Source organism: Paenibacillus sp. NPDC093718 (assembly GCF_050279985.1).
Taxonomy (GTDB): domain Bacteria; phylum Bacillota; class Bacilli; order Paenibacillales; family Paenibacillaceae; genus Paenibacillus_AQ.
This window is the reverse complement of record NZ_JBNNUS010000008.1, coordinates 275,005-293,910: the sequence shown is the minus strand read 5'-3', so window position 1 is coordinate 293,910 and position 18,906 is coordinate 275,005. Positions and strand designations below refer to the sequence as shown.

20 protein-coding genes are annotated in these 18,906 nt (G+C 51.0%); 8 read left to right on the top strand and 12 right to left on the bottom strand.

The features are described 5' to 3' along the window. Positions 1–6: 6 nt before the first annotated feature. Genes ACQKPA_RS24140 through ACQKPA_RS24120 form a run of 5 tightly spaced genes read left to right on the top strand, consistent with a single transcriptional unit; the run spans position 7 to position 5,306 of the window. Positions 7–1,143 (top strand): YheC/YheD family protein, encoded by a 1,137-nt coding sequence (locus ACQKPA_RS24140; protein ID WP_427495028.1) that lies wholly within the window; start codon positions 7–9, stop codon positions 1,141–1,143. After that, entirely contained in the window at positions 1,140–2,513 is a 1,374-nt protein-coding gene (locus tag ACQKPA_RS24135; protein WP_071218051.1) for a YheC/YheD family protein, read from the top strand. The genes ACQKPA_RS24140 and ACQKPA_RS24135 overlap by 4 nt, the downstream gene beginning before the upstream one ends. After that, entirely contained in the window at positions 2,510–3,616 is a 1,107-nt protein-coding gene (locus tag ACQKPA_RS24130; protein ID WP_427495027.1) for a YheC/YheD family protein, read from the top strand. Before ACQKPA_RS24135 ends, ACQKPA_RS24130 begins: the two co-directional genes overlap by 4 nt. Before the next feature lie 53 nt (positions 3,617–3,669). Further along, positions 3,670–4,209, top strand: coding sequence for a GNAT family N-acetyltransferase (locus ACQKPA_RS24125; RefSeq protein ID WP_427495026.1), 540 nt, complete (start codon positions 3,670–3,672; stop codon positions 4,207–4,209). After that, complete coding sequence (locus tag ACQKPA_RS24120) at positions 4,191–5,306, top strand: YheC/YheD family protein (RefSeq protein ID WP_427495025.1); 1,116 nt, start codon at positions 4,191–4,193, stop codon at positions 5,304–5,306. The genes ACQKPA_RS24125 and ACQKPA_RS24120 overlap by 19 nt, the downstream gene beginning before the upstream one ends. A gap of 107 nt (positions 5,307–5,413) precedes the next feature. Here ACQKPA_RS24120 and ACQKPA_RS24115 read toward each other — a convergent pair whose 3' ends face one another. Beyond that, positions 5,414–6,100 (bottom strand): HAD family hydrolase, encoded by a 687-nt coding sequence (locus tag ACQKPA_RS24115; protein ID WP_427495023.1) that lies wholly within the window; start codon positions 6,098–6,100, stop codon positions 5,414–5,416. A gap of 188 nt (positions 6,101–6,288) precedes the next feature. On the opposite strand from ACQKPA_RS24115, the gene ACQKPA_RS24110 reads away from it, so the two are divergent. Beyond that, positions 6,289–6,567, top strand: a complete 279-nt coding sequence (locus ACQKPA_RS24110; RefSeq protein ID WP_427495022.1) for a hypothetical protein — start codon at positions 6,289–6,291, stop codon at positions 6,565–6,567. 15 nt (positions 6,568–6,582) lie between these two features. Here the strand turns inward: ACQKPA_RS24110 and ACQKPA_RS24105 are convergent, their stop codons facing one another. Both ACQKPA_RS24105 and ACQKPA_RS24100 read right to left on the bottom strand, forming a co-directional pair. Beyond that, the gene (locus tag ACQKPA_RS24105; protein ID WP_427495021.1) at positions 6,583–6,789 is read right to left on the bottom strand and encodes a DUF5957 family protein; all 207 of its coding nucleotides are present in this window, start codon (positions 6,787–6,789) and stop codon (positions 6,583–6,585) included. A 7-nt stretch (positions 6,790–6,796) separates the two neighbouring features. Further along, positions 6,797–7,189, bottom strand: a complete 393-nt coding sequence (locus ACQKPA_RS24100; RefSeq protein ID WP_427495020.1) for a DUF6220 domain-containing protein — start codon at positions 7,187–7,189, stop codon at positions 6,797–6,799. A gap of 182 nt (positions 7,190–7,371) precedes the next feature. On the opposite strand from ACQKPA_RS24100, the gene ACQKPA_RS24095 reads away from it, so the two are divergent. Beyond that, on the top strand, positions 7,372–8,058 hold the full coding sequence (locus ACQKPA_RS24095) for a response regulator (RefSeq protein ID WP_427495019.1): 687 nt from the start codon (positions 7,372–7,374) through the stop codon (positions 8,056–8,058). Continuing rightward, a complete protein-coding gene (locus ACQKPA_RS24090; RefSeq protein ID WP_427495018.1) occupies positions 8,055–9,428 on the top strand; it encodes an ATP-binding protein in 1,374 nt (457 codons plus the stop codon). Before ACQKPA_RS24095 ends, ACQKPA_RS24090 begins: the two co-directional genes overlap by 4 nt. A gap of 103 nt (positions 9,429–9,531) precedes the next feature. Here the strand turns inward: ACQKPA_RS24090 and ACQKPA_RS24085 are convergent, their stop codons facing one another. The 9 genes from ACQKPA_RS24085 to ACQKPA_RS24045 form a co-directional block, all read right to left on the bottom strand. Beyond that, a complete protein-coding gene (locus ACQKPA_RS24085; RefSeq protein ID WP_113057512.1) occupies positions 9,532–10,101 on the bottom strand; it encodes a manganese catalase family protein in 570 nt (189 codons plus the stop codon). Positions 10,102–10,197: 96 nt separating this feature from the next. Continuing rightward, positions 10,198–10,473, bottom strand: coding sequence for a spore coat protein CotJB (locus ACQKPA_RS24080; RefSeq protein ID WP_127593322.1), 276 nt, complete (start codon positions 10,471–10,473; stop codon positions 10,198–10,200). A gap of 6 nt (positions 10,474–10,479) precedes the next feature. Continuing rightward, on the bottom strand, positions 10,480–10,701 hold the full coding sequence (locus tag ACQKPA_RS24075; protein ID WP_074961779.1) for a spore coat associated protein CotJA: 222 nt from the start codon (positions 10,699–10,701) through the stop codon (positions 10,480–10,482). 152 nt (positions 10,702–10,853) lie between these two features. Continuing rightward, positions 10,854–11,885 carry a sporulation integral membrane protein YtvI gene (gene ytvI / locus ACQKPA_RS24070; RefSeq protein WP_427495017.1) on the bottom strand — a complete coding sequence of 344 codons (1,032 nt, stop codon included), beginning with the start codon at positions 11,883–11,885 and terminating at the stop codon, positions 10,854–10,856. A 34-nt stretch (positions 11,886–11,919) separates the two neighbouring features. Next, positions 11,920–13,245: a hemolysin family protein gene (locus ACQKPA_RS24065; protein WP_427495016.1), complete on the bottom strand. Its 1,326-nt coding sequence runs from the start codon at positions 13,243–13,245 to the stop codon at positions 11,920–11,922. 25 nt (positions 13,246–13,270) lie between these two features. Then, positions 13,271–14,410, bottom strand: a complete 1,140-nt coding sequence (gene yfkAB, locus ACQKPA_RS24060; protein WP_071218038.1) for a radical SAM/CxCxxxxC motif protein YfkAB — start codon at positions 14,408–14,410, stop codon at positions 13,271–13,273. Positions 14,411–14,549: 139 nt separating this feature from the next. Then, positions 14,550–16,811: an MMPL family transporter gene (locus tag ACQKPA_RS24055; protein ID WP_427495015.1), complete on the bottom strand. Its 2,262-nt coding sequence runs from the start codon at positions 16,809–16,811 to the stop codon at positions 14,550–14,552. A 29-nt stretch (positions 16,812–16,840) separates the two neighbouring features. Further along, positions 16,841–17,926 (bottom strand): HD-GYP domain-containing protein, encoded by a 1,086-nt coding sequence (locus tag ACQKPA_RS24050; RefSeq protein ID WP_427495014.1) that lies wholly within the window; start codon positions 17,924–17,926, stop codon positions 16,841–16,843. A gap of 108 nt (positions 17,927–18,034) precedes the next feature. Beyond that, a complete protein-coding gene (locus tag ACQKPA_RS24045; RefSeq protein WP_427495013.1) occupies positions 18,035–18,859 on the bottom strand; it encodes an undecaprenyl-diphosphate phosphatase in 825 nt (274 codons plus the stop codon). Positions 18,860–18,906 lie beyond the last annotated feature (47 nt).

Below are 18,906 nucleotides of genomic sequence, written 5' to 3'. Positions count from 1 at the left end.
AACATTATGTCGTCAAACGAGATAGGCACCCTGGGTGTCATGGCATGCCGCAAACCCGGCTTCCCTCCCTTCGCAGAGAAGGAATTTCTCCGTGAACTTAGCTCGAAGGCCAAGGGACTCAGCATACAGGTATTTGTTTTTTGTCCGGATGATGCCTCTCCTGCTTCTGGTGTTGAAAGCCCCATAGACAGGATACAAGGATATCAATTCAATCCTGGAAAAGGCTGGAGTTTCGGCACCTTTCCTCCTCCAGACGTCATCTATGACCGATGTCTGCACCGAAACGGTGAGGAAACAGCTGCAGCAGGTGAGTGTCTGAACCGAATGCTGCAGCAGGGCGTAAGACTGTGGGCACGCGGTCTGCCCGGCAAGCAGAAAGTGCATCAACTATTAAAGCGCTCCTCCGCCTTAAGGCCATATCTGCCGGCAACCTTAAGTTATACGGGAGCCGAATCACTGAGCAGGGCCCTGCTGGCTTTTGGCTGCAGACTTTTCATGAAGCCTAGCGGAGGCTCTCAGGGTCGTCATACTTTGTACCTCGCTTTGACAGATCAACAGCGTGTCAGACTGCAAGGAAGGGACCGGAGCAATCGCATGTTCCAGCAGACTATTCCCGCACAAGAGATGAACGAATGGGTGAGTCGTTTTACCGGTCGACGCCGGTTTATCATTCAACCCTACCTGGAGCTCCGCAACCGCAACGGGGATCCGTTTGATATTCGGTCATTGGTTCAAAAGAATGACCGCGGCAGATGGACCATCACAGGAATCGCCGCACGGCAAGGCTTAAGCCAAGGACTGACCTCGAACCTTCACGGGGGAGGCACGGCATTTCCGGCCCTTCCCTATCTAACGACCGATTTCGGAGAAGAAAAGGCCATGGACATCATTCAGACCATCCGAGATCTGTCCGCTCAGCTTCCATCACTGCTCGAAGAAGGATTCGGCCGACTTGGCGAGCTGGGAATCGATTTTGGCGTGGATACAAAGGGACGGGTCTGGATCCTGGAGGTCAACTCCAAACCGGGCCGCCGCGCATTTACACTAACGGGAGATGGTCACGCAGCCCGGCTGTCCGTCGAACATCCGATTCAATACGCCCGTTATTTATTGCTTCGACAACTTAGGAGGGTAAATACATGAGTTTGAATTTCGGAAATATTCATTTCTCGCAGCAGCCCGAAAAAGTCGTCTTTTTATCCGGTTCGCTTCTGAAGAGCCTGGGGCTATCAAGCAGGAAATCGATTAAGCTACGCATCGGTACCAACACGGTGTCCGCTGCTGTGAAACCGATAGATCGATCGGGGAAACACATCTATTTAAGCAACGGTGTCCGAAACGGTATCCACGTTCCCAGACAGGGCCCTGTCTATATCCATTCCCCCCGTGAGGGAGAAATCGAGCTGGGGCCCGTAGTCGGGGTTCTCTCCGACGGACCGCATAATCCATCCAGCCCCTTTGGAGCCAGAACCTCGTATATTCGACAGCTTCTTCGTGAGGGCAACAAAAAAATGTTCGTGTATGCCTTTGCCCCCCGGGATATCAACTGGCAGCGCGAAACGGTTCATGCCTATATGCTCGGTTCCGGCGGCGGTTTTGTGCGCAAAACCGTTCCGCTCCCTAATGTCGTCTATAATCGCCTGCCTAGCCGAAAAACCGACTTCTCCCCTTTTACCAATCAACTGAGAGATCGGTTTCTGAAGCGCAACATCAAATTTTTCAACTGGGCCTTCTTCAATAAATCCGATGTGTACTCCCAGCTGGACGGCGACGTGCAGGCAGGCAAATATTTGCCGGAGACGCATAACAATCCTAGTCCCGAGCGGATTAAGGATATGATGGAGCGCCATAACTTTGTATATTATAAGCCCTCAGCCGGAAGCTTGGGCCTCGGGATTTACCGGTTAACCTATCTTCCCAAAAAAGGATATTTTGCACGTTATCATGGAAACGGAGGCAACACCCTTCTCAAGTTCCCAAGCTTTAATAGTCTGATGCGTATGCTTCAGGCCAAGCACGGCTCCAAGCTGCGTAACTATGTTATCCAGCAAGGAATCCGCCTCATTGAAATCGATGGCTGCCCTATCGATTTCAGATTCCATATGCATAAGAACAGCAAAAACCGGTGGTCCGTGGTTGGTATCGGCGCCAAAAAAGCCGGTCGGGGCAGCGTCACAACGCATATCAAAAACGGGGGCTCCTTGATGACGCCGGAGCAGGCGCTCAGCCGTGCCTTCGGCTCCAAAGCTCGAGATGTGCTGGAGCGTGCCAAGGACGCCGCCATCGCGATGTCGGAAGCCATCGAGAATCATCATCCGCATCTGTTAGGAGAAATCGGGTTTGATATAGGAATAGATGATAACGAGAGAATTTGGATGTTTGAAGCGAATTCGAAGCCGGGCCGATCGATATTCAACCACCCTTCTCTTAAAGGGGAAGGAAAAGCATCGGTGGAGCATATTTTTGAACACAGTATGTATCTCAGCGGCTTCCACAGGGGGAATGACTCGTGATCAACCGAGTGGAGAGTGATGGAAGACCGGTTGTAGCCATCCTGACCATGCACGATTCGCATACGATGTTCAGGGGCAACCGGCAAAACTTTCAGGAAATTATCAAGACGGGAAAGGATATGGGTTTTCTGGTCTATGTCGTCACTGTACGTGATCTGAAGCTCGATACGGGTACTGTCAAAGGCTATATACTGAACAGCGACCATTCCTGGGAGCAGAGGCTATGCCCTCTGCCCCAGGTTATATATAACCGGATCCCTTACCGAGAAGATGAAGCCCTTCCCTGGGTTCGACGCAAAATCCAGGAATGCCAAAAACATCCCCATATTGATATCTATAACCCACACTTCTTCAATAAATGGCGGCTGTTTGCTTGGCTGAACAAATCACGGTTAACCAAAAAGTGGGCACCTTTGACAAAGCGTTTAAAGGGTTACCCTACTTTATATGAAATGATGAAGCGGAAGCCCTACCTGTATCTTAAACCAGAGGACGGCAAAGCCGGGCAAGGAATCATGAGGGTAAAGTATCAGAAAAACAAATCGCTGCCCTACCGCATACAGATACAGAACAACAAAAACAGCACCACGTACAAAGCAGCCTCCTTAGAGCGGCTTTGGAACCGGGTATATCAGGAGACTAAAGGAAGCTCATACCTGATCCAGCAGGGAATCGAGCTGGCCCAGGTCCACGGTCGCGCCTTCGACCTCCGCATACTTGTGCAAAAGAACGAATACGGCTCCTGGGCAGTTACAGGAATTGGAGCTCGAATGGCAGGCGCCAAAAGCATCACCACACATGTTCCTCGCGGAGGAACGATTGAGGATCCGGAGAAGCTGCTGCCGATTGTGTTCGGTCAGGAACGGTCCGACGCCATCCTTAGCGAAGTTAAAAAAGCAGCCGTGCATATGGCACGGCAGATTGAGAAGAGCTCTGGTCAGATCCATGGCGAAATGTCCATGGACCTCGGAATTGATAGCGAAGGCGTTCTCTGGTTCTTCGAAGCCAATTCAAGACCCATGAAATTTGACGAACCCGCGATCCGGAAAAAATCACTGGAGCGGATTTTTCAATATTCCGAATATCTGATCAATCAAAGGTAGGCCCTGCATCAGCCAGAGCAACGTTTATGGAAGACATGAAAGGAGGGGATCATGTGGAAATCTCATGTCTATCTCTCTCAAGCCCGGAAGAATGGCCGCATGCCAGACAGCAGTGCAGCGATTTCTTCCGGCGGTACAGCAACAAACGTCTAACCCGCGAAGGTTACCATCGTCTGGCCTTGCTATCCTATGACGAGCTGCTGCAGCCCGGCACCTCGATCGTGGCAGCTACGGTTCGAAGCGATGTCGGCCGCATACCTGTGGGGATGTGCTTTGCGGCGGATTATGGGGAAGGTGCCTGCATGGTTGCTGTACAGCCTCTATACCGCAACCGGCATATCGGTTCTTCCCTGATCCGCTCACAATTATCCAAATTCGGGCGGCTGCGATGCAAGGTGGCCGCCGATCATTCGGCAAGTTTGCAAATGTGCTTTCATGCAGGGCTTCAGGCCATAGCGCTTGAGCAAGGACCGACGGGCAAACCTACGCTCGTTATGAGCGGAACCCTTCCCCTGCACCCATTCCACAGTTCTTCAGCATCTCGTGCTGACTCTGTTCAAGAAGGTGAACTTCTGTGTCAAAACCCGTCTTAGGTATTATGACGTTATACTTGGATGAACGGAAAACGCTGGAGGAGCGGCATATCTACGAGCATATGATCAGGGAAGGAAAAGCGATGGGGCTTGACGTTTACGTTTTCACCCCCGCCGACGTTAACAGTGGCCAAGGCCTGATCAACGCCATGGAATACGATCCGGATCGCCGGAGATGGAGCCGCAGATGGCGCTCGTTTCCCAATATGATCTTTGATCGCTGCCGCATTCAAAAGAGCCCCCGCTTTCAACAGCTGCTGCGCTTTCGTTCACGCTATCGGCATTTACTGTTTCTGAACAGACCTTTACGCAACAAATGGACGATACATCAAGTATTATCCACCAAGAAACGCTTCCGTCCCCATCTACCGGATACTCGGATCGTAACCAGCACAAGTGACATCCACCGAATGCTCAATGTTCATCCTACCGTCTATTTTAAACCGATAAACGGAACGGGCGGACGCGGAATTCTGCGGATTACGAAGGTACCTGGTGTTGCGGGCACGTATGAAATCCGGGGACGCAATTCCAACCGGAGCATCATCAGACCCAAGCGAATGCCTTCAGGCCATTTGGCGCAATATCTGTCGGGCTGGGGCAATAGAGATCGATATCTGGTTCAAGAGGGGATCCAGCTGGAGCTGCCGGATGGAAGAGTGCATGATTACCGGATGCTCGTACAGAAAAATGGATCCGGTCAATGGCAGGTGACCGGTTGCGTGGGACGCGTTGGAGCGCCGAAAAGCGTGACCTCCAACCTGCATGGCGGCGGACGCGCGACCATGATGGAAGAATTGTTAAGCAAATGGATCGCAGATCCGGCAAAGCGCGCCAGCATCCGCGAGGAAGCCGATTCCCTCGGCGTGGACGTAGCCCAATTTCTTGACGGACAGTATGGAGGCTTGTGCGAGCTTGCCCTGGATCTGGCCGTGGACAAAACCGGAAGAGTTCTTCTTCTCGAGGTGAATCCGAAGCCATCGAGGGAAGTCTTCTCTCAAATCGCCGATATGGCTGCCTACCGTGAATCGATGGTGAAGCCTTTAGAATATGCATTGTGGGTGTACAGCCAGAAAAAATCCGCGAAAAATGCTTAAGTTAAATCGTAAGAAAACCGTATTAAAGAATCCAAAAAACGCGCAAAGGCTATTTCCAAGAGGGTTGCTTGCTACCCTTGGAAACAGCCTTTGTGACTCCTATCTATCTATTCGGCTTGATCATGAAGCCTCAGCAGGTGTGAAAAAGAATGAATAACGACATCTGATCCCTTAAGCTCCTGCTCCCCACCAAAGCCTGCATAGCGGCAGCCAATGACGGTTTGTCCGTTCTCTTTGCCCGCCTCCACATCCGATGACCGGTCCCCTACCATCCAGGCGTCCCGGATATCGTGTTCATCCAACAGCAGCCTTACCAAATCCACCTTGGAAGCCGTTCCATGCTCTCCGGCACTGTAGACTCCTTCAAAGAGCGATATGATCCCTCTCGCTTCGGCTATGCCTTTCACGTAATGCTCCAGGCCGTTGCTGGCAACAAACAATCGGACGCCCCGCCGATGAAGCTCCTCCAGCGTCTCCTTCACCTCGGGATATAATACGGCTGCTTCATTGCTTAAGCCTTCGAGCTCAAGCTGCAGCAGCAGCTCGTCTGCACGGCGATGGGCTGCGGGCGTTCCATTCGGTATGACAATCTTCCAAATGTCTTCGAGCAGCATGCCCAGACATCCAAGCATGAGCTCCTCAGCCGGCGTTTCTCCTTCATAATGCCCCTCTTCACGCAAAATGTCGAACAATTTGTGATAGGCGGGCAGCAGCAGGGTCTCCGTCTGAAACAGCGTTCCATCCATGTCAAATATCATCGCTTCCGGCTTGATCAACGTTGCTGTATTTTCCAATTTGGTCCTTCCCTTCGCTCCATATAATCTGATTCTAGTCTAATCTTTCCTCATCATATAGGAACCATATCACATCTGCAAACCCCAATTCCTCATTACTTTTGATCTTATGTCCATAAAATATGCATAACCGAGGGAGCTTTATAGTTGTTATACATATAACGCGTACTAACGAGAGGAGGATTTACATGCCTGGAAAAAGGGAGTCTGAAACTGCGCCGCCAATCGGGCAGCTGGAAGTCGAGCTGATAGCGGAGCTGAGCCGCTATGAGCCCCATGAACAAGCTGCGATTCTCAAGCGGATGGTGCACCGTCTTAAGAAGGGGCGATATGTCCGCAGCCCAATCATAATTGTTAAGGATATGATCCGGACGCCGCTTGTGTGGCTGCTGCTGTCCATGGGAGTGATGATTCCCATTCTATTCTATATCCTGTTCGTTTGGGTATCACTGGCGGTTGAAGGGTAAAGTCGGAACGAAGCGCTATGGTTTATATTCCGGGCACCGCCAGATCATTAAAGTAGCGGCGTACCATGCCGAGGTAACAAACGGCAGGTACTTGAGCCCCTTCAACCCGCTCTCGTCTCCTCCGTATATGATGTGCGATATAACGACAATCGCTGCATTCAGAACGACCCCGCCCGCAAAACCTCCGATTAAAGCCATAACCACCGCGGTAAGGCTTCTCATGTTCGTGCTACCCCTTCTGTTCCCGTCGATCGGACGGCAGGACACCACGCGCCGTATCCACCGCAAGCCAGAACAATCCGATGGCGATGACCGGATGCCAGGCCCCGGCGCCAGGCAGGTTGGCGGTGAGGTATTGGCTGAAGACCAATAACAACAGAACCAGCGATCTCCATTTATACGGGGCGGGCAGTTTGCCTGCAATACCAAATATCAGCATGAGGAGCGGTACGATTTCAAAAAAATGGACAAACAGGGTATGGCTTCTCCACATCGATCCATCGTGAAACAGCGCCATGCCGGCAAACAGCGTCTGAATGGCAATACAAACAACAAATATCCATGCCAGCCCTAACGATATCCATACGACCAGCGGTGTTTTTCCTACAGCTTGTTGCTTCATGTCGGGCATCCCTCTCTTGATTCAAATATCTTTACGAAATCATCCTATCACCGAAATGTTGCGATCTTGTGATGATGGCTTGCGGATTCCGTGAAATTTTCCAATTGCGGCTGGAAACCGTATATAATGGGGTGGATTTACGGCTGAACCTAACGAATCAAACGGAAAGGCAGGATCCTTGCATGGCACATACCTTGCTTCTTGTGGACGATGAACGAAAAGTCATTGAGTTTATGGAGCCGTTCCTCCGGCAGGAGGGATTTCACATCATTACCGCTGCGACAGGCACGGAGGCTTTGGCCAAAGTGAGGGACTTTAAACCGTCGCTGGTCGTATTGGATTGGATGCTGCCGGAATTAAGCGGCATTGAAGTATGCCGGGAGCTCAGAAAATCAAGCCGTGTCGGCATCATTATGGTTACCGCCCGGGTTGAGGAAACCGATAAGCTGATCGGGCTGGAGATAGGGGCAGACGATTACATGACCAAGCCTTTCTCCCTCCGTGAGCTGGCCGCGCGTATCCGGTCGGTCCTTCGCAGAATAGAAGGCGAAACGGTTACCGAAGAAATGCTGAAGCGCGGCGAGTTGATGATCTCGGAAAACCAATGCCGGGTATGGAAACGCGGCCGGGAGATCCAGCTTACACCAACCGAATTCAAACTCCTCCTAACCCTTGCTTCCAGGCCTGGCGTGGTTTACAGCCGCCTGCAGCTGCTTCAGGCGGCCATGGAGGATGATATTCACAATGATGAACGGACCGCGGACGCCCACATCAGCCGAATCCGCAAAAAAATCGAAGATGACCCGGCCGAGCCCGTTTTTGTCAAAACGGTGTATGGATTCGGTTACCGGTTTGAGCAGCAGCCATGAGCGTGGGCCGCAAAATATTCATCGTCCTCTCATCGTTCATTATCGGTTTCAGCACCGTCTTCGTTCTTCTTACTTATGTCGTAATCCGCGATTCCATGGATGCCATGCTGCAAACCTCGCGCGAAGAAGAGCTGGATCAGCTACAGGACCGACTGCTCGATTACTACGTGAAGAATGGGCATACTTTCCGCGCCGTTCAGGATCAGGCGTGGTTAGCGGACAGTCCCCGTTCACCCGACCGCCTGGAAAGCATCCTTCTAACATCAGGGGAACAAAAGACCCTCTTGCATGAGGGGGAGGCTGTGGAGAAGCAGATCAAACGCCTCGGCGTAAAGCGGACGTTGCATGTTGAAGGCGAACCGGTCGCGGAGCTGTATTATTATGATACGGATGTGGCAAACCTGACCAAGCTTCGGATCGGCACGCCCACATCGATCATCATTTTGCTGGGAGGAGGCACCGTCCTCTTCGTCCTGCTTTCCCTCGGGGCGGCCTACTGGATATCGCGGAGGCTCACTGCGCCCCTGCGCAAACTCGTCCCAGCCATCGAACGTCTCGGTCAAGGCGAGTACGGTGTTCAGGCTCCCGTTACCTCGGAGGATGAATACGGGAGGGTCGCGGTTGCTTTCAACGGCATGTCTTCCAGGCTCGAGCAGTCCGAGATGGTCCGCCGCAATCTGGTGGCTGATGTCGCCCATGAGCTTCGAACACCGCTGACGATCGTAAGAGGCAAGCTGGATCTGCTTCAACAGAGCAGGCAGCCGATCCAGCCGGAACTATTGCTTCCCATCCAGGATGAGTTGATTCGCTTAACCCGTCTCGTGGGCGACCTTCATCAACTCTCTCTGGCCGAAGCGAAGCAGCTGCCGCTGGTTCGGAAACCCACGGACATGCTGGATCTTCTGGGTCAGATACAGGAGCGCATCGAGCCAGATGCCGATGCCAAGAACTTGACCCTGCGTTTGACGAGCGCTACGGAGCGCACTTCCGTTCCTGTGGATCCAAGCCGAATCACACAGGTGTTGCTGAATCTATTCATCAACGCGGTTCGGTATACACCCCAAGACGGGCTTGTCCACACCACGATCCAAGAAGAGCCCGCTTCCGGCATGCTTCGGATTGATATTCGGGATACAGGTCCAGGGATTGAGGAGGAGCATCTTCCCTATCTCTTTGACCGCTTCTACCGTACGGACGCAGCACGTGCGCGGCATCAAGGCGGTATGGGACTGGGTCTGGCGATTGCCAAGGAATTTATCGTATCTCATGGCGGCACGATTCAGGCACAGAGCCAGCAGGGGCAAGGAACTACATTTACGGTCCGGCTGCCCTATCATGATCATGACTCGGAGCAGCCGCACGGGATATAAAGGTCCCCATAACTTCCATCTAACATAAACAGACAGGCCCGGACAGATATCGACCGGGCCTGTCATTGTTTATCCATTCGGATGTCGAAACGATACCCTCTCCCTAGAATATTTTTTTCGTTGCCCGATCTTCCTTGATGATCTCTACGGCTTCCCTAAAGCGGATGGAATGGATAATTTCACGTTCCCGCAAAAATTTGAGACTGTCCTGCAAGTCCACATCATCCGTCATGTCGATGAGCCATTGATATGTAGCGCGTGCTTTCTCTTCTGCCGCAATGTCCTCATACAAATCCGCTATCGGATCGCCTTTAGCTTGAATATAGGTTGCTGTCCAAGGGACCCCGGCCGCATTCTCATAATACAGCGCATGATCATGATTGGCGTAGTGCGCTCCCAATCCGGCAGCCTCCAGCTCCGCCACGCTGGCATCCTTCGTCAATTTGTACACCATGGCGGCAATCATTTCGAGGTGTGCAAATTCCTCGGTTCCGATATCGTTGAGCAATCCGATCACTTTGTCTGGAATCGTATATCGCTGGTTCAAATAACGCAGCGCAGCAGCCAGTTCGCCGTCAGCGCCTCCGTACTGCTCCATCAGAAATCTTGCCATTCTCGGATCACATTTACTGACGCGCACCGGATACTGAAGCTTTTTTTCATATACCCACATGGGCTCTTCCGCCTCCTTGTTCTGGCTTTTCCTCTTCATAAGGGCTGCTTGCATAAGGTAAAGAAAAGCCGCAGCCCCCTTGCCATAGCGTCATTGTTAAACCTGCCAAGGCCAAGGACCTTGGGCCCATTCAAACGGATACTTGGAATACGCCCGGCCAAAATTTTGCAGCGGCCCATACAGCTCTTGAAATTGCTTCGCTAACACCGTTCTCTCCTGTGTCAGTTTATTGAACTGCTCGATGCTCTTGAGATCATCCGGATGGGTGTCCAGGAACAGGTTCAGCTCCACCAGGACAAAATCCAATGCCTGAAGCTGCTCCAGCATTTCGTAATACTTCAGGTCTCCAACCTGGGGTCTGGCTTCATTCACCGCATATCACTCTCCTTTAAATTTTCGCGAAGTATACGGGCTATACAAGGATGGCCATAACGTTCCGTGCCTTAGCGCCTCAGCAGGGCTAAACTGGGGCAGACCCGGCGGCTGAAACACGACATACTGGTTAACAGGTACCACATACGATCTGTAAAGTTTGGGCGGGCATGGATCAAATGGCGAATGAAATACCGGGTATACGCGCACCTCTGGATTTTCCTTCAAAGGGATTTCCTCCTTATCGTTACGATCCGTCGTTATCAAGGACTCTTCGTATTTAACATATGTCTTCCGCCCAGAAAATGAACTCCAAAATGACAAAAAAAAACCCTCTCCCCTGGAATATTTCTGGGAAAAGGGTCTTCATGGAGTTGTCCTTAAAATTTGATTTTAATTTGGAACAAGCCCGCTTTACGCATAGCGGAATAGATAATAACGACCAGGGGGCCGATAAAAAATCCGATCACGCCAACCAGTTTAAATCCGATATACATGCTGACCAGGGCAGGCAATGCGCCGATGCCGACGGCATCCCCTATGACCTTCGGTTCCAGCACGCGGCGGATCACCGTAATCAGAATGAACATGAAGATCAAGCCGACTCCTGTAAAAATATCGCCTACCGCGAGCAGGTAGATGGACCATGGTATCAAAACGGAACCTACGCCCAGAATCGGCAGAATGTCGACAATGGTGACAAGCAAAGCGATGGCTAGCGGATAGTTAACGCCTAATACCAGCAAGCCGAGCAGCGTAATCACGTACGTAAACAGGCTGAGGATCAGCTGGGCCCGCAAAAAGCCGAAAATTGATTTTTTCAGGCTGACCAGCACTTCGTTCACCTGCGACTGTGATGTCTCATCAAACAGCGACAGCACTTTCTCACGCATCGTATCGAGGCTGAAAGCGAACAAATACACCGCTACGCAGAATACAATGAACGTGACGAACAGGTTCGGCAGCGTTTTGGCAAAGGACAAAAATGTTGATGATACTGAATTGACAAGCGACCGTATATAGGAAGAAATATTCGACATGAATTCGGTAAGACTGTCGGCAAGACCCGGCGAAATGCCGTTCAGCATGTCTTGCGCTTGTATAATCGTGTGCTGAAGGAATTCGTTGGCCCCTTCAAAATATTGCGGAGCCCGGCTCCAATATTCGACCAGCTGGTTAAACACCTGAAGACCGATCAAATAAGCCAGGAGCAGCATCAAAAGGAGGAATAGCGTGCTTGTCACCGTTGCGGCCGCAATGCGGTTCATGCGAAGTCTTTTCATTAAGAGCCGATTTAACGGCTCCAATGCAATAGCAATCACGATGGCCAGCAGGAACGGAGCTCCAACCGTAAACATTCCGTACAGCAACAGGAGACTGAGACCGATAAAGATCAACTGCTTAATCGACATAATCCACTTCCTAACAAATAGAGTCTTGCTAGTTCTAAATGAAGCTGCTCTCGAGCTTCTGATGAATCATGACGCGAGTTACACGCAACCGTGTAGACTCCTCTACCTCAAAGACCACCCCGTCAAAGATGGTTTTCTTCCCGACCACCGGGTTCCCTTCAAGCTCTTTGAACAACCAACCGCCGATGGAATCCACGTTATGCTCTTCAATCATCAAACCGGTCAAATCATTCACTTCTTCAATGAGCATGCGCCCGTCCACTGAAAAGTACTCATCATACACTTCAATTTCAGGCCGCTCATCTTCAAATTCATCGTACAGGTCCCCGACAATCTCCTCCAAAATCTTCTCGGCTGTGAGAATACCTGCCGTCCCCCCATATTCGTCAACCACGAGCGCAAGCTGCTCATGTCTTGCCTGCATCTTCCGAAGCACCTCGCTGATTTCCGTTGATTCCGATACGTCCATAATCGGTCTCATCAAGGAAGCCAAATCACGCTGTTTCTCAGGCTCCGCCAGCAAGAGATCGGTAATGTGGACAAATCCGATGATGCGGTCTTTGTTGTCCGTTGCAACCGGGTAACGGGAGTGCTTCGTCTCATTGACGATCCGAAGATTCTCTTCCAAGGTATAATTGGTGAAAAGAACGTCCATGTCCGTCCTTGGCAGCATAATTTCTCTGGCTCTCAAGTCAGAAAAATCGAACAGGTTGTCCATTAATTTCATCTCGTTCTCGTCAATGACACCGCTCTTTGCGCTCTCGTTCATCAGAATCCGAATCTCTTCCTCGGAGTGGGCCGCTTCGGCCTCGCTTGCCGGCTCGATGCCAACCATCTTCAGAATCCGATTGGCGGAAGCATTCAGAACCCAGATCACCGGCAGAAAAATGCGGTAAAACCAAAGCAGCGGCGCCGACAGAATCAGAGCAGTGCCCTCCGTCCGCTGAATAGCCAACGATTTCGGTGCAAGCTCCCCTAACACAATATGCAGGAAAGTGATAATACAGAAGCCCACCGCCACCGATATTGTGCCAATCAATCGCTCATCCGTAAATCCAATGCTATGCATAATGGGGGCCACCAGCAATTCTGAAATGGCAGGCTCCCCAATCCAGCCAAGACCCAGGGAAGTTAATGTGATCCCAAGCTGGGTTGCGGATAAATAGGCATCCAGCTTCTGGTTTACTTTCAGGGCAATGCCTGCCAGCCGGTTCCCTTCGCTAACGAGCTGGGTCAACCGGGATTGACGCATTTTTACCAGTGAAAATTCGGCCGCTACAAACACGCCGTTCAACAAAACGAGCAGGAAAACCAAGAGCAAATTCAAAATCAGTTTCCCGACCTCAAATTCCTCCGCCATGATGACACGCCTTCTTTCTAGGGTTCTAGTTTGTCTTTGCTTGCCTTGACTTGAAATCCACACCCCGGTAGTACATGTCGGCCACCAACAGGTTCGGCCCACAGCAGCTCACTGCATCGCAGTGACAGTTAACTGTTTGGTTCAACGGGTGTCCTGTTGTCCATTCGTTAAAAATATCGTCAAGCTTCTGTTCCTTAATATTACCAAAAGCCGGGATATCAGCAAAATCCGTTACATATACGTCGCCCGAGAATAAATTCACATTCACCCGGTTACGGCCATCCGGATCATTCCGGACCGTTACGTTCGGTTCTTGCCGCAGGCGGCGAATGATCTCCTGGTCATCATCATCGGAGCTGCAGGCATAGAAGGGCAGCGTTCCGAACAGCATCCACATGTCCCGATCCCGGACATCCAGCAAATGGTGGATGGCAGCTTTCGTGTCGTCCAAGGACAGTACGGGCAGAGCGGAAGCAAAGTTTGAGGCATACATCGGGTGAACCTCGTGCCGCTTGCAGCCCATATCCTTGATCAGCTTGTGGATGCCGCTGAGTTTCGTATGCGTCCGGTAGTTAATCATCGATTCAGCGGATATGTACATCCCTGCTGCACTCAGTTTCTCCGAATTGACCAGCATTGTATCGTACATTTTGTATGCCGTTTCCTTTGAGACGGGACGTGCACTATTCGCAAACCCGACTTCATAGAAGTCATCCCCGTTCAAATAATTGAATGAGATATGCATAACGTCCAGATAAGGCAGCATTTTCTCATACCGACTTATATCGAGCGTCAGATTGGAGTTAATCTGAGTCCGGATGCCCCTTTCCTTGGCATACTTCAGCAAGGGAACAATCACGTTATCCACTGTTTTGCCAAGAAATGCCGGTTCACCGCCCGTCAGACTGATCGTCTGCAGATGCTCTACTTCGTCCAATCGTTTCAACATCGTATCGAGTGGCAACATCGGCGCTTCCTTCATGACAAGCATATCACCGACAGCGCAATGCTCACAGCGCATATTACAAAGATGCGTCACTGTCATTTCCACACTGGTCAGCACATGACGACCATGCTCGCGCAGTGAAGTTATCGGATCCCATGGATCATAACTCGGCGAAATGGGCCTTACGGCTGATGGAAATGGCTGTGCTGTATTACTCATGGTTCACTCACCTTATTTCTTTGAATTACCGATTCATTCAGTACAACTTACGCTATATGTACTCTACGGTTTTGATAATGTCCATTATATGATTATAACATACCCGAACAGAAGGCTTCTGCTTGATTCGGCTGGGAAATCATCCACTTTCCCCATATTCGTCCGAGCATTTCTTGGAAGTAAGCTTATGTGCCGGAAACATCCATCTTGGACTCCACCAATTCGCTCTGCCCATCATCTTCATAAACGCAGGCACAAGCAGCACCCGAATCACGGTGGCATCCAGCAGAATGGCTGCTGTCAGTCCTAAACCGATCGCTTTCATCACTTCATTATCCGTAAATACAAAGGCACCCACGACGACAGCCAGAATCAGGGCAGCGCTTGTAATCAGCCCGCCCGTACTCTCCAAGCCTTCGGCTGTGCTGAGTTCGTTATCTCCCGTCCGTTCGTAGTTCTCCATGATTCGCGAGAGCATCATGACCTCATAGTCCATCGATATGCCGAACACCACGCAGAATATCAGGATTGGCAAAAGCGCAAAGATGGATCCCGTGGAGGATACGCCCAGCCACTGCGCGCCAATCCCCTCTTGAAACACCCATACCACGATACCGAGTCCGGCGCCGAGGCTGAGCATATTCATAACGCTTGCTTTTAAAGGGAGCACGACTGATCGAAACGCCAATAGGAGAATGACATAGGTAACTACAAAAACAAAGACCAGAACGTAGGAGATATTCTGATGGATGGCTTCCATGATGTCCAGTTTATATGCGGGGCTTCCGGTGACATAGGTCGTCAGCTCATCCGTGTCCATCGTCCGTAACGCTCGGACGAGCTGCATAGTCAATACATGGGATTCCCCATACTCCGGGATCACGGCAACGGCTGCCATATTCCCCTTAACAAAACGATGCTGCTCCAGCTGCTGGCGGATATCTTCGCGGGATAAATACTTCGAGGCTTCTTCCACCGAACCTCTGCCGATGCTCAGATAACTCTCTACCTGCTTCACACCCGGCATCATCCTGATTTCATCCGAATATGCCTTCATTAGCTCGAGGCTGCGCGAATCCTCATAAGAGGCCGGAAGCTCCACCGCTACAACGATCGAATTCAATTCACGTTCATCATAAGCCTGTGTGAGCAGGTCGTGTCCATAACGGGATTCATAGGCGGGGGGAAGCACTTCGGCTGCGGGGATGGCGATATTCATGTCCCGAACCGGATATATCGCCACCAATAGTAAACCGATCGCTGCGATAGAGATGGTCACCGGATGCGCCATGACAAATTTGGAGAGTCTTCTCCACAAACCGGAGGTCTGCCGTGCCCGGAGCGTCCGGTAAGCGGCAGGGAATAGAGGGAGCGCATCTATACGCGGGCCCAATATTCCCAATAATGCGGGAAGAAGCGTGTTGCCGGCCAGTACCGATAACAGCACCACGGTAATGCCGCCTATGCTGAAGGAACGGAAGATCGGCAGATCTATGAAACTCATCGCCACAAAACCGATCAACACGGCCGCCCCGGAGAACATCACCGCTTTGCCGGCGGTTGCGCAAGTGACAGCCAGGGCAGTGCCCACATCTCCGCTCCGTGTCCGCATCTCTTCTTTGAATCGGCTTACGACCAGCAACGCATAATCGATACCCACGGCCAGGCCCAGCATCGTTACGACATTCGGAAGGAAATTGCTGATTGAGCCGTCGACCAAAGCGACGAAATACAGGATTCCCATCGTGACCACCACGCTGGCAACACCGGCTAACAATGGCAGAATCGCCGCAGTCAATGTTCCGAATACGACCGCCAGAATGAGCAGAGCTGCGGGAATGCCTATCATCTCAGCATGGATGATATCGCTTTTGACGGCTTGGTTCATATCGGCGAAGATGGCGGTATTCCCTGTTATGTAAGTATCCGCTCCCGTGATGCCCGGAACCGAGCCTCGAATCTCTTCAAACTGCTTCAAGGCTTCCGTGGAATCCAAATCCAGCAGCACGGTCACGGATACGATATGATCCTGGCCTGCCTTATGAGCGGCCATATTCATATAAATATCCCTGACATAGGGACGGTCTCGCAAAGGCTCAAGCTCCGTCAATATTCGCCTCTGCGCCGTGCCTGCCGTCAAATTCTCATCGTGCTGACTCACTACGACAATATCCAGCGAAGCTGCCGACAATCCTAATCCCTCTTCCAGCTTCTCAATCCCGATCTGGGCCGGACTATCCTTTGGAGTAAACCCGTTGTGCTGCAGAATGGACGGCAGCTTGAATGCAAACGGAAGCAGCACGCAAAACAAAAGAAGCCAGGTCACAACAATGGCTTTACGGTAGCGGTATATCTGTCGCCCCCATGTATGCAGCAATGTTGTATGGCTGTTACGTCTCACGAGTCTACCTCCTTAAGTGTAAGATTGATCTATGGTGCTCGCCCGATACCAGCGATCATAATGGCCAGTGTTTCAGACAAATCCAATTCATAAGGTGCAGATAGCGGAGTGCCTTCGGCATCGGTTAATACGCGGACAACGGGTCGATGTGGCACATGTGCGTGAATTTTGGATACCACTCCACTCTCACCCGTATGCAATTTCACGGTGATCCCTGGAGGATATATCGCTACCCGATCCCGAAACATGGCCAGGAATGACTGTTCATACAATGTTCCCGAGCCTGCATACATCACCTCTACCGCTTCATGCGGCAATAAGGCGGGCTTGTACACCCGCTGCGTTGTCATCGCATCGTAAGAATCCGTAATCGCAATCCATTTGGCGTATTCATGAATCTCAGGTCCCTTCAAGGCTCTGGGATAACCGCTGCCATCTAGGCGTTCATGATGCGACAGGGCGCAATGCGCCGATAACAACGGAATGTTCGGTTCGTCTTTCAATATTTTGAACCCGATCTCGGTATGCTTCTGGACCTCGCGAAAGTCTTCTTCGCTCAGCCGTCCCGGATGATTCAGCAGTTTCTGGGATATCCTCGTCTTGCCGATATCGTGAAGCAATGCCCCCAAGCCCAGCACCTTCAGATCCTCCCGATTATAGCCGTAAGACACCCCAAGAACCGTTGAATATAGACAGACGTTAAGCGAATGACGATACAGGTTGTAATCGTTCGTATTCATATCCGTCAGGAGCACCATGCCCTCGTCATGATCCGATATTTCATCCATAATAGACTCCATCATCCCGGAGAACGTTTTGCCTAAATGAAGGAAGCTTCCCTTCAGAGCAGCCTGGCTCTCCAGGGTCTTGAAGCTCGTCCGTATCGACTGGATCGCTTGCAGCCGGGTCTCCTCGGTTAACAATTCCGGAACCACGATATCCTCTGTCATCGGCTCCTCGATATAGACATACCCGATCTCCAACGTGCCCAGTCGGCGGATCAGCCCTGTCGTCAGCTCCACGCCTTCGGCAAGCAGAATTAAACCGTCACTATTATATATTCTCTTACCAAGAACCATTCCCGGCCTCAACGCGTTGATAGGTATAAGACGCAAAATCCGTCACTTCCTCTGCTATTCTCAAACTTGTGTGGGATATAGCGTCCAGTCTTCAGTGGATCACGATACGAAGAAGCCGGATCTCCTCCTTGTGTCTACTCCTGCTTAATGCATGATAAACAGCCAAAAAACGGCAGCGAGAACAAAACGGTAGATCGCAAAATGAGTAAGCCTTATCTTCTGTATGAGTTTCATGAAGGCCAAGACGACAAAATAAGCAACAACAAACGAAACGATAAATCCGGCAAGAAATACGCCGATCGTATCTAAAGTAAAATATCGGTAAGAATCCAGCAATTCATATCCGGATGCAGCACACATAATGGGAATTGCGATAATGAACGAGAAATCGGCCGATGCCTTATAGCTCACCCCGCTAAGCATCCCCCCGGAGATGGTGGAGCCCGAACGGGAAAAGCCCGGCCATAAAACGGATATGATCTGGTAGACACCAATCTGAAGGGCCTGCTTGTATGTCAAATCATCCAAATCATGTGATGTTACTTGAACTTTATGCTTATTGTACCATTCTGCAAAAATCATAAAAACACCGCCGGCAACGAGTGCAAACAGCACCGTCTGCGCATGGAACAGACTCTTGATAAAATCCCTCGCGAAAAAAGCAACCAGCAGTGCAGGCGCAATTCCCAAAAATATATGAATCAGATTCAATCTTTTTCGAGGCGTTTTGTTGGTCAACGGTTCACTTCGGCTCCAGCCGAGCAGGTTCAAAATACGATTCCAGTATACGATCGCGATCGCCATAATGGCGCCAAGCTGAATGACAACCTCAAACGTCTTCATGATCGGAGTTTGATCGTCGTAACCGAGCACTTTGGCCGTCAAGATCATATGACCTGTGGAAGACACCGGAATGAATTCGGTTAGTCCTTCCACGATCCCCAGTATAATGGATGTGATAAAATCCATGGTCCTTCCCCTCCCTTACCTTTGTCCTCCTCATATGTATGCTCGGC